The organism is Thermodesulfovibrio sp., from assembly GCF_049969575.1.
Lineage (GTDB): Bacteria > Nitrospirota > Thermodesulfovibrionia > Thermodesulfovibrionales > Thermodesulfovibrionaceae > Thermodesulfovibrio > Thermodesulfovibrio obliviosus.
The window spans coordinates 22,746-33,739 of record NZ_JBMFOO010000021.1 but is presented as its reverse complement, the minus strand read 5'-3'; the positions used below and the strand labels follow the sequence as shown (position 1 = coordinate 33,739).

10 protein-coding genes are annotated in these 10,994 nt (G+C 37.3%); 3 read left to right on the top strand and 7 right to left on the bottom strand.

The features are described from left to right. Positions 1–159: 159 nt before the first annotated feature. Complete coding sequence (locus ACP5O9_RS06205; protein WP_428723641.1) at positions 160–1,767, top strand: phosphomannomutase; 1,608 nt, start codon at positions 160–162, stop codon at positions 1,765–1,767. Next, the gene (locus ACP5O9_RS06200; protein ID WP_428723640.1) at positions 1,727–3,349 is read left to right on the top strand and encodes an AAA family ATPase; all 1,623 of its coding nucleotides are present in this window, start codon (positions 1,727–1,729) and stop codon (positions 3,347–3,349) included. Before ACP5O9_RS06205 ends, ACP5O9_RS06200 begins: the two co-directional genes overlap by 41 nt. Here the strand turns inward: ACP5O9_RS06200 and ACP5O9_RS06195 are convergent. Genes ACP5O9_RS06195 through mqnE form a run of 7 tightly spaced genes read right to left on the bottom strand, consistent with a single transcriptional unit; the run spans position 3,338 to position 9,499 of the window. Beyond that, positions 3,338–4,123 carry a menaquinone biosynthesis protein gene (locus ACP5O9_RS06195; RefSeq protein ID WP_428723639.1) on the bottom strand — a complete coding sequence of 262 codons (786 nt, stop codon included), beginning with the start codon at positions 4,121–4,123 and terminating at the stop codon, positions 3,338–3,340. The genes ACP5O9_RS06200 and ACP5O9_RS06195 overlap by 12 nt on opposite strands. Then, positions 4,120–5,568 carry an RtcB family protein gene (locus ACP5O9_RS06190; RefSeq protein WP_428723638.1) on the bottom strand — a complete coding sequence of 483 codons (1,449 nt, stop codon included), beginning with the start codon at positions 5,566–5,568 and terminating at the stop codon, positions 4,120–4,122. The genes ACP5O9_RS06195 and ACP5O9_RS06190 overlap by 4 nt, the downstream gene beginning before the upstream one ends. 20 nt (positions 5,569–5,588) lie before the next feature. Then, entirely contained in the window at positions 5,589–5,999 is a 411-nt protein-coding gene (locus tag ACP5O9_RS06185; RefSeq protein WP_353685935.1) for an archease, read from the bottom strand. Then, positions 5,996–6,412 (bottom strand): HEAT repeat domain-containing protein, encoded by a 417-nt coding sequence (locus ACP5O9_RS06180; RefSeq protein ID WP_353685934.1) that lies wholly within the window; start codon positions 6,410–6,412, stop codon positions 5,996–5,998. The genes ACP5O9_RS06185 and ACP5O9_RS06180 overlap by 4 nt, the downstream gene beginning before the upstream one ends. A 4-nt stretch (positions 6,413–6,416) precedes the next feature. Beyond that, a complete protein-coding gene (locus tag ACP5O9_RS06175; protein WP_353685933.1) occupies positions 6,417–7,358 on the bottom strand; it encodes an NAD(P)/FAD-dependent oxidoreductase in 942 nt (313 codons plus the stop codon). 21 nt (positions 7,359–7,379) lie between these two features. Beyond that, a complete protein-coding gene (gene mqnC / locus ACP5O9_RS06170) occupies positions 7,380–8,432 on the bottom strand; it encodes a cyclic dehypoxanthinyl futalosine synthase (protein WP_353685932.1) in 1,053 nt (350 codons plus the stop codon). Further along, positions 8,426–9,499 carry an aminofutalosine synthase MqnE gene (gene mqnE / locus ACP5O9_RS06165; protein ID WP_353685931.1) on the bottom strand — a complete coding sequence of 358 codons (1,074 nt, stop codon included), beginning with the start codon at positions 9,497–9,499 and terminating at the stop codon, positions 8,426–8,428. The genes mqnC and mqnE overlap by 7 nt, the downstream gene beginning before the upstream one ends. A gap of 79 nt (positions 9,500–9,578) precedes the next feature. Here mqnE and ACP5O9_RS06160 point away from each other — a divergent pair, with 79 nt between their 5' ends. After that, positions 9,579–10,994, top strand: coding sequence for an acetyl-CoA carboxylase biotin carboxylase subunit (locus ACP5O9_RS06160; protein ID WP_424905051.1), 1,416 nt, complete (start codon positions 9,579–9,581; stop codon positions 10,992–10,994).

Below are 10,994 nucleotides of genomic sequence, written 5' to 3'. Positions count from 1 at the left end.
TTTTTCTTGACACCGTGTTGTCCTTGCATCCCTTGTGGGTGCGAAAAGGAATCTGCAACGAATGGTATTTCAAGTAGATTTTAAATGAGGCAATTCGATTCTTTGCATTTAATCTGTCTTTGAATTTATAATGGAAATAAAAAAATCTGGAGGATACCTATGAAGGCATCAGAGCTCTGGAAGGAAATTTTAAAAGCTCCAAAACAAAAAAAAGAACTTTTAAAAGATATAGAAAAACTGGCAAAGGAAAATACTGAGCCTACGGAAATTCATTTTGGCACATCTGGATGGCGTGGAGAGATTGGTTCTGATTTTACAATGCAGAATGTAAGAGTGCTAACAAAAGCAATCATTGAGGCAGTAAAAAGCGAGGACTCCATGATTTTAAATGCTATGGGAGTGAACTCTTTCAATGAATTCAAAGAAAGAGGAGTGATCGTTGGACATGATAATAGAATTCTCGGAAAAGAATTTGCCTATGAAGTAATAGGATTATTTCAATCAGAAGGAGTTAAATGTTACTATGCAGGCGAAGCAGCAACTCCAGAGTTTTCAGCGGGAATAATTGAACTTAAAGCAGCAGCTTCAGTTAATCTTACTCCAAGTCATAATCCAGCAAACTATGGAGGACTGAAATTAAACCCTGCAGATGGAGGACCAGCTCCAGAAGAGCTTACAAAACCAGTTGAAGCTATTGCGAATGAAATAATGAAAAAAGCTCAGGATGTAAAAAGCATAAAACCAAAAAACATTGAAAAAATAGACCTGACAGAGCTTTACATAAAATTTATTAAAAAGACAGCTGTGTTAGACCTGGAAAAAATTAAAAATTTCATGGAAACTGAAAAACCTATATGTGCAATTGACCATATGTATGGAACAAGTAGAGGCAAGCTGGCAAGAATTCTTTCATTAAAGCCAGGAACTTTTGTATGTTTAAGAAAAGAGGATGACCCCCTCTTTGAAGGTCTTTCTCCAGAGCCAAGCGAGACTAATTTAAAGCTTGCCCTATCGTATTTAAATAAAGACTCTTTAGGATTTGCAGCTATCATCGATCCTGATGCAGATAGAGTTCGTTTTGCAGACCTGAAAAGACAGATTCCAATGAATTATTTTGGTGCAATGGCTTTCCATTATCTTTATAATTACAAAGGGATGCGTGGAGTTGTTGTAAAAAGTGTTGGAACAAGTAACTTTGTAAATGCCATTGCAGTAGCTCGAGGTGTTGAAGTTATTGAAACAAAAGTGGGATTTAAGAATTTTAGACCATATCTTCTGCCAGAAGCAACAAAAAAAGCCATTGTAGCATTTGAAGAATCTGACGGTATTTCAGTCCAGAATCATATCCTTGAAAAAGATGCTATTTTTGGTTGTTTGCTCGCCCTTGAGATGATGGCTACGCTCCATAAAAACATGAGTGATTATCTTGAAGAGATTGAATCCACTTATGGGAGATATTATTCAGACAGAACGGGCATTGAGATACCACGGGAAAAGTTCGGTCCCCACATAAAAAAGCGGGTATATGTATTGAAAGATTACTATAAAGCTGGTGATTTATTTAAAGCAGGAATGCTTAAGAAAAAGATTCTCAACATAACAGACATTGATGGTATTAAAATTGTTTTTGATGACCTATCATGGATTATGATAAGACCATCAGGAACAGAACCAAAAATTCGCATATATGTAGAAACAAAGAATCTGGAAGAGAAAAATTATCTTATTGAAGAAGCTAAAAAACTTGCAGAGACAATATGGCAGTGATTATACCCTCAGGCAGCCAATAAAGATGATTAACTGGGCAGAGGAGCTTAAAAAAGAGTCTTTTCCAAATAATCCGCAGGAATTAAAAATTTTACAGACTCATATTTCCTATGTTTTTATTGCCGATCATGTTGTGTACAAAATTAAAAAATCTGTGAACTTTGGTTTTCTTGATTTCACAACTGTTGAGCTAAGAAAACTTTACTCGGAAAAAGAAGTTGAACTTAACAGAAGGCTTTGCCCAGAGATTTATCTTGGCGTTGTTCCTATTTCTTTAACAGAGCATGGCTATAAAATTGAGGATAATTCAAATGTTGTTGAGTATGCTGTAAAAATGAAAAGGCTTCCAGAGGATGGAATGATGCAAAAAATTTTAAAAGACAGAGTATTAACAGAAAAACATATTGATTTAATTGTGGATTTACTCGTCCCTTTTTATAAATCAGCCAGGACAGGAAAAGGCGTTAATGAGTATGGCTGTATTGATACAGTTTCTTTTAATACTGAAGAAAACTTCAATCAGACAGAGAGCTTTGTTGGCATTGCTCTGAATAAATGGAGATATAATGAGATTGTTAGCTGGACAAGAAACTTTATAAAAGAAAACAAAGCACTCTTTGAAACCCGCATTAAAGAAGAATTTATCCGTGAAGGTCATGGAGATCTTTACTCAGCCAATATATGCTTTGATAATTTAAAAAAAGTTTACATATTTGACTGCATTGAGTTCAATGAAAGATTTAGATGTGGTGATGTTGCCTCTGACATAGCTTTTTTAAGCATGGATCTGGATTTTCATAGCTATAAAGAGCTTTCAGAATACTTTGTTAGAACCTATGTGGAAAAATCTAACGATAGAGATTTATTGAAACTTTTGAATTTTTATAAATGTTACCGTGCCTATGTGAGGGGGAAAATTGGATGTTTTACCTCAGAGGATACTGCTTTATCCGAAGAAAGAAAAAAAGATGCTTTACAGGAGGCGCAAAAATACTTTGACCTTGCCTATCTCTATGCTGAGGGGAAACCAAAAGTTTTTGTTGTTTTCGGACTTTCTGGAACTGGGAAGTCAACCCTCGCAAGAGCCCTTGCTAAGAAGACCCTTGCAAAATGGATTCCCTCTGACATTGTAAGAAAAAGCCTTGTTGGAATTGCTCCAACAGAGCATCATTATGAGCCCTTTGAAAAGGGTATTTACAGTAAAGAATTCACAGAGAAAACCTATATGAAAATGATAGAAATTGCAAGGGAAAATCTCCTCCTTGGCAGGGATGTTATTTTAGATGCAACCTTTCGTGAAAGAGTCTTAAGACAGGCACTAATGAGAGAGCTTAATTTTGCTGAGATCTACTTTATATGGTGCACTGCAGAAGACAGCGTTGTTAAGGAAAGGTTTATGAAAAGAAAGGAAGCAGAAGATATCTCCGATGCCCGCTGGGAGATATATTTAGCGCAGAAGGAAAAATTTGAACCTCCAGATGAAATACAAGAGGGAAGATTAATAAAAGTTGATACTTCCGAGTTTAAAGATTTAACTGAAGTAGTGATTAAGAAGATTTACTCTGATTTCCTACTTCAGTGAATTAATGTATGAGCTAAAGAGTGTTAGACTTTTTTTATGCATCTCTGTAAGATTATAATCCATGTTTTCTTTCCAGTAAAATAAAATTTCTTCCTCAGTCATAAATTTCTTTAAGTAGTAATCTTTCAACATCTCATGAGCATATTCTATCCATTTATCCTTTGCATAAAGAAGTTTTTCCTTAAATTTTGTATAAACTCCGTAAAGTTCACTATCAGGCGCTGTAATTTCTTTTCTTACAATCCATAAGGCAAAAACAAAGGGAAGTCCTGTATGCTTATACCATAAATTGGCAAGATCGTAAATTTTCTTGTTATTTAAGATTTTTCTGTATTTGAGAGCATCATCACCTATCAATAAAAAGGATTGTCCTGTCCATGGTGCTGCTGAAATGTCGTATTCTGGTTTTAGTCCTAAGAATTTTTCAAGTATAATTCTCAATAAAAAGTGAGAAGTCGCTGATTCAGCTGTAAGCAGTATTTTTTTTCCATCAAGAGCTTTCAAATCATAATCAGTAAAAAAAAGCACGCTCTGGACATATTCCTTTGAGCTTATACATATTCCATCAACATAGTCATAAATTTCTTGATTGAGTAGATACTCCACAGAGGAAGAAGGACTCAAATCAATCAAGTCATTTCTCAATGCCCAATTAAGCTGAGAAGGAACTCCTTTTACAAGGTGGATATCTTCTGTGAGCAAACCTTCTTTTTCAAGAACATAAAATATTGGATATACATTAGCATACTGAATCCATCCTACTTTAAGTTTCATCCTTTTATCACTCCCATTGGTTTTAATTTTACAACTTTGTGAGCCAATCCTGCATTGTGAACAACATCAACAACATTTGATACATCTTTATAAGCTTCTGGCATCTCCTCTGCCAGAGTTTCTTTTCCAGCAGACTTAACTATTATACCTCTGTTAGCAAGCTCCTGCTTAATCGACCTTCCTTTTGCCTTTTTTATTGCTTGGGTTCTACTCAGAAGTCTCCCAGCTCCATGACATGTTGAACCAAAGGTCTCTTGCATTGCTTTGTCTTGCCCTATTAGAACAAAGGAAACTCTTCCCATATCTCCAGGAATAATTACAGGCTGTCCAATATGAGTATAGCACTGAGGAAGTTCAGGATGCCCTTTTGGAAATGCACGGGTTGCACCTTTTCTGTGAACAACAACTCGCATTTTTTTTCCATTTACCATATGAATCTCTTCTTTTGCAATATTGTGAGCAACATCATAGACAACACTCATTGCAAGCTCTTTTGGTGAAAGTTTAAAAACTCTAAGAAAAACCTCTCTTGTCCAGTGCATTAAACACTGCCTGTTTGCCCATGCATAATTGGCTGCTGCCTTCATTGCTGCAAAATATCTCTGTCCTTCTTTGCTGAGAAAAGGAGCACAGGCAAGCTCTTTATCAGGAAGCTCTATCCCATATTTCTTTGCTGCCTGTATCATCTCCCTTACATAGTCATCGCATATCTGATGCCCAAAACCACGAGAACCAGTATGTATCATCACAGTAACTTGATTTTTAAACAATCCCATAGCCTCGGCAATCTCTGGTTCATAAATTTCTGCCACATACTGAACTTCAAGAAAGTGATTTCCTGAACCAAGAGTTCCTAATTGATCTTTACCACGCTCATAGGCTTTTTTACTTATAACTTCAGGGTCTGCTCCTTCAAGACATCCGTGCGATTCAATTCTTTGAAGGTCATCAGGCTCACCATAACCTTGCTCAACTGCCCATATTGCACCTTTACGAGCAACCTTTTTAAGTTCTTCATAGTTAAGCTTTATTTTTCCAGTTGAACCAACTCCAGAGGGAATATGGATGTAAAGCAAATCAACAAGCTCTTTTATCCTGGGTTCTATTTCATCCCGTGTTAGATTACTTTTAAGGAGTCTAACACCACAGTTGATGTCGTAGCCGACACCTCCTGGTGAAATTATTCCTTCTTCTGTATCAAAGGCTGCAACTCCTCCAATAGGGAAACCATAGCCTGTGTGAATATCAGGCATGGCAAGAGATTTACCCACAATTCCTGGCAGTGTTGCCACATTTGCAACTTGACGGACTGAGTCAAGCTCAAGCTCCTGTTCAAGGATTTCATCTACGAAGATGATTCCTTCGGTTCTCATTCCTTGCACAAATCCTTTTGGCACTCTGATTCTGTATTGATCTATTCTTTCTGTCCCTTCAATTTTTGGCATAGGGCACCTCCTTAATATCTTTAAATGTCAAAAATTATCTCTGCAGTCCAATGGCTGTTTTCTTTTTTAAGAACAAGATTATGGTATGTAGCTGCCTTTACAAGAAGCTTTCTTTCATGTTTTTCTGGATTAAAGGTTTCTCCATAAACTTCTGCTCTGAGAGTGTTTTCTTTAATATCTACTTTTATTGTCCTGCCAATAAATCCATAAGCATCAAACTGAAAAATAAGCTCATTGAGAAAGCTTACAAGCATATCTTCAAAAGTTTGTTCAGACAGGGTAATCTCTTTTTTTTCTTCTGGTCTCACAAGGTTTATGTCAGTGATAAGACTATAAAGCCCCAAGCCTGCATTTACAAAGCATTCTTCAATTGTTTTTCCCTCTGCTCTTAACCCTACATCTCCCCGAACATCAATAACTCTGTAACTCATTGGATGCTTTTTAAGGCATCTTCAATGAATTCTTTTACTTGAGGATCCTCTTCCTTTGTTAAAGCTTCAATTAATGCTGGTCTGGCTTCTTTATTACCAATTATCTCAAGAGCATAGGCAGCATCACCGCGAACATTTTTTTCCTTTGAATTCAAAAGCTTAATAATGTCTGGAACAATTTCTTGTAGTGCTACAGGATTTTTTACCTTCAACTCCTCAATTATTGCAAAGGCTCCAACCTTAACTCTTAATCTCTCATCAGCAAGCATCTTCGGTATTAACTTAATCTGCTCAGGTTCGTGCTCAAAAAAGGTTATGATGTTTTCAAGATATCCATTGTCAAGGTAGTCAAAAAGCATCTCTTCAAAGGCTTCACCTTCCCAGTTGCTAAAATTATTGCCATTTCCATTCATATTTTCACCCGTGCCAATCAGATTTTATTCGGCTTCTTCCTCTTATATATTTTTCAGCAGAAAGTGCTGCAATAGCTCCCTGAGCACAGGCTATAACAACCTGTCTTGCATGAGGGCTTGCCACATCACCTGCTGCAAAAACGCCCTGGATATTTGTTTGCATGAACTCATCCACCACTATAAAACTCTTTTCATCAAGCTTTAAAGCCTCTCCAAGAAAATCCACCACAGGTTGTGATCCCTGAAGATAGACAAAAACTCCTGTAACTTCAAGAGTTTTTTCATTCCCCACCTGATCCTTCAATAAAATTCCTGTAACAAAATCTGTGCCTGTGATTTCCTTTACTGAATGGGATGTGAGTATCTCAATTTTTGCAGCCTGATAAACTGGATGCTCTGGCTCCACCTTTAACTTTGAAGATGGTGTTATTAAATAGACTTTATCAGCAAATTCTGTTAAATACATTGCCTCTTTCGTGGCTTCTTCACTGTCACCAAGCACTGCTACAGTCTTTCCTCTGAAAAAAGGAGCATCGCATACTGCACAGTAACTCACACCTCTACCAAGAAGCTCACCTTCACCCTTAATTGTTGGTTTTCTTCCCATGGAGCCTGTTGCGATTATAACAGTTTTTCCCTTATAGCTACCATTCATTGTCACAACTTCCTTTATTTCTGATGTTAAATCCACTCCCACAACCTGTTCCTCTTTGTATTCAACTCCAAAGGATAGCGCCTGCATTCTGATTCTTTCAAGAAGTTCTTTGCCTGGCAGTGGTTTTTCAAGTCCAGGATAGTTTTCAATCAGAGAAGCATAGGCTAAAGCTCCTGCTGTTTTAGATTTATCAAGAATTAGCGTTTTAAGGTTTGCCCTTGCTGCATATATCCCTGCTGTGAGTCCAGCAGGTCCTCCACCAATTATAATTACATCGTAAATTTCATTCATTTTGCCTCCCTTTAATTCCACTTAATTGTCATCAAAAAATCTCAGAATTCTATAATATGTATCCCTCTGGGCTGGTCTAAATCCTGCGCTTTTTATAGCTTGTATTATCTCATCCATGCTAACACGATAGCAAACTCCTGCTGCCCTTACAACATTTTCCTCAAGCATGGTTGAACCAAAATCATTAGCACCAAACCTGAGTCCTGCCTGAGCAATTTTTATACCCTGGGTAACCCAGGAGACCTGAATATTATGGAAATTGTCAAGATAAATCCTGCTTAATGCGAGAACTTTAAGATACTTTACAGAGCCTGCTGCATGAAGCTCAGGAAATTCTCTTTTGAGCTCTGTATTGGAAGGCTGAAAACTCCATGGAATGAAGGCAGTAAATCCACCTGTTTCATCCTGAAGTTGTCTTAATGCATCTAAATGCTCAATTATATCCTCCTCTTTTTCAATGCTTCCAAACATCATTGTTGCCGAGCTCTTTATCCCGACCATGTGAGCTTCTTTCATCACATTCAACCATTCTGCTGCTGTTATTTTATTTGGTGACTGAAGCTGTCTCACCCTGTCACTTAAAATCTCTGCGCCACCACCAGGAATTGAATCAAGCCCTGATTCTTTCAGTATTTCAAGCACTTCTTTTACTGACATGCCCTGTTTTTTTGCAAGAAAGGAAATCTCTGGAGGAGAAAATCCATGCACATGAATCTTGAAATTACTCTTTATAAATTTAAGCATATCAATGTAAAAATCTAATCCGAGCTCGGGATGCACTCCACCCTGAAGAAGTATCTGGGTACCGCCTTTTTCAACGGTTTCCTGAATTTTCTGTGCAAGCTCTTCTTTTGTAAGAATATATGCTTCTGGATGTCCTGCTGGTCTCCAGAAAGCGCAAAATTTACAACGGTTAATACAGATGTTGGTATAATTTATATTTCTGTCAACAACAAAGGTAACGATGCCTTCTGGATGAAGCTTTTTTCTTATGCTATCAGCAATTCTGCCCAGCTCATAGATAGAGGCTTCTTTAAGCATCTCAAGAGCTTGTTTTTTGTCAATTCTTACCATAATCTTACCACATTATAGAAACTGTCTCTTTCCACAGGAATTTTGCCTGCCTCCCTTATCAGATGAATAAGTTCCTCAATGGTATTTCCCTTTTTTGAGCGGGCACCGGCTGAATGGGCAATTTTTTCTTCAATTACTGTTCCTTCAAGACAATCAGCACCATAAAGCAGGGCAAGTTGTGCAAGCTTTTCTCCAAGCATTATCCAGTAAGCCTTTATGTGTGGAATGTTGTCAAGCACAATCCTTGAGACAGCAATTGTCTTTAAATCATCTATTCCACTTGGATAGGGAACTTTAATATCCGTATTTTCAGGCTGATAACTTAAAGGAATGAAAGCAAGAAAACCTCCTGTTTCATCCTGAAGTTCTCTCAATTTCATCAAATGGTCAACCCTATCCTCAAATGTTTCCACATGACCATAAAGCATCGTAGCATTTGTTTTTATCCCCAGCCTGTGAGCAGTTCTGATTATTTCAAGCCATCTTTTACCAGAAATTTTTTCTGGACATATTCTATTTCTTACCTCAGGATTGAAAATTTCTGCTCCACCTCCGGGCATTATATCAAGTCCTGCTTCCTTCAGTTTCATGAGTGTCTGCTCTATAGTCAAACCAGATTTTTTTGCAAAGTAATCAATTTCAACAGCTGTAAATGCCTTAATTCCAATTGAAGGAAACTCTCTTTTTATTTTTGAAATCATTTCAAGATAGTATTCAAACTGCCATTCAGGATGAAGTCCTGATACAATATGAACTTCGCTTATATAACCAATAGTATTATGAGCTTCTTTAATCTGAGCGATTATATCATCAATGCTTAATTCATAGGCACCTTCCTCTCCCTTTGAACGGGAAAAAGCACAGAATTTGCAACGATTGACGCATATGTTGGTAGGATTAATATGTCGGTTTACGATAAAATAAACCCTATTTGAATTAAAACTTCTTGATACCTCATCTGCAAGTTCACCAAGCTCATGAATTTCATCTGTATTAAAAAGCTCTAATGCTTCATCTTTATTAATTCTCTCTGCATTCCTGATTTTTCTTTTAATTTCAGCAAACATAAACTTATTATATCACTGCTAATTGATTTATTTTAAGTTTTAATTTAAAATTTTTATATTTACCTTTGAAAGGCAGGCTATGTTTAAAAAAGTTTTAATTGCAAACAGAGGAGAGATTGCATTAAGAATAATCCGTGCCTGTAAAGAACTGGGAATTCGCACTGTTGCCATATACTGTGAGCCCGATGCAACAGCAAGATATGTTAAAAAAGCCGATGAAGCCTATCTTGTCACTCCAGGCCCTTTAAGAGGTTACCTCAATATTTACGGAATAGTGGAGCTTGCAAAAAATGTGGGTGCGGATGCAATTCATCCAGGATATGGTTTTCTTGCTGAAAATCCTCAGTTTGCAGAAGCCTGTGCACAGGCTGGAATAACCTTTATTGGTCCAAATCCTCAGGCAATAAGAAAAATGGGGCTTAAAGACGAAGCTCGTAAAATTGCTCAAAAGCTTGGTATCCCTCTGTTGCCAGGCACACCTCCTCTGCACAGTATAGATGAAGCATTGAGTGCAGCCAGAGAAATCGGTTATCCAGTAATGGTTAAAGCTGTTGCAGGAGGTGGTGGAAGAGGATTGAGAATCTGTTATGATGAAGAATCCTTGAAGAGACAGATACCAATTGCTATGTCAGAGGCAAAAAAAGCCTTTGGTGATGAGAGAGTTTTTATTGAAAAATATCTTGAAAGACCCCATCACATTGAAATACAGATAGTGGCTGACAAATACGGAAAAATTATTCATCTTGGAGAAAGGGATTGTTCAATTCAGAGAAGACATCAAAAACTGATTGAGATTGCACCATCTCTCTTACTTACAGAAAAAGTAAGATGCCAGATGGGAGAAGCAGCAAAAAGACTTGCCTATGAGGTTGGTTACGATAACGTGGGCACAGTTGAGTTTCTTGTTGATGAAAATCTCAACTACTATTTTCTTGAGATGAACACGAGAATTCAGGTGGAACATACAATTACAGAGGAAATCACAGGAATTGATCTCGTGCAAAATATGATAAAAATTGCCTGTGGTGAGCCCCTTGAAATAAAGCAATATGAAGTAACTCTTAATGGATATGCCATTCAGTGCAGAATAAATGCTGAAGACCCTCTGAACGATTTTCTTCCTTCTACAGGTACTGTTACTGCCTATTACTCTCCTGGTGGCTTCGGAATTAGAATTGATGGACATGTAACTGAGGGGTATAATGTTTCACCATATTATGACTCTCTTCTGGCAAAGCTTGTTGCCAGAGGAAGAACATGGGAAGAGACAGTCAGAAGAATGCATCGCGCTTTGAGTGAATACATTATAAGAGGGGTTAAAACAACAATTCCTCTTTACATAAAGATCATGGAAGATGAGGATTTCTTTAAAGGCAACTTCAGCACAAGATATATAGAAGAAAAGCTTCCGAGCCTGCTTTACATTGAAGAAAAAGATCCTTTTGATATGGCAGTGATACTGTCTGCTGCCATTATTGCTCATAGCAGAGTTTAA

What these genes read in the sequence shown, in the direction of transcription:
- ACP5O9_RS06185 (WP_353685935.1), bottom strand. Translation starts at nt 5,999, where the DNA reads ATGAGTTACAGAGTTATTGATGTTCGGGGAGATGTAGGGTTAAGAGCA.
- mqnC (WP_353685932.1), bottom strand. Translation starts at nt 8,432, where the DNA reads ATGGTAAGAATTGACAAAAAACAAGCTCTTGAGATGCTTAAAGAAGCC.
- ACP5O9_RS06205 (WP_428723641.1), top strand. Translation starts at nt 160, where the DNA reads ATGAAGGCATCAGAGCTCTGGAAGGAAATTTTAAAAGCTCCAAAACAA.
- ACP5O9_RS06160 (WP_424905051.1), top strand. Translation starts at nt 9,579, where the DNA reads ATGTTTAAAAAAGTTTTAATTGCAAACAGAGGAGAGATTGCATTAAGA.
- mqnE (WP_353685931.1), bottom strand. Translation starts at nt 9,499, where the DNA reads ATGTTTGCTGAAATTAAAAGAAAAATCAGGAATGCAGAGAGAATTAAT.
- ACP5O9_RS06175 (WP_353685933.1), bottom strand. Translation starts at nt 7,358, where the DNA reads ATGAATGAAATTTACGATGTAATTATAATTGGTGGAGGACCTGCTGGA.
- ACP5O9_RS06190 (WP_428723638.1), bottom strand. Translation starts at nt 5,568, where the DNA reads ATGCCAAAAATTGAAGGGACAGAAAGAATAGATCAATACAGAATCAGA.
- ACP5O9_RS06180 (WP_353685934.1), bottom strand. Translation starts at nt 6,412, where the DNA reads ATGAATGGAAATGGCAATAATTTTAGCAACTGGGAAGGTGAAGCCTTT.
- ACP5O9_RS06195 (WP_428723639.1), bottom strand. Translation starts at nt 4,123, where the DNA reads ATGAAACTTAAAGTAGGATGGATTCAGTATGCTAATGTATATCCAATA.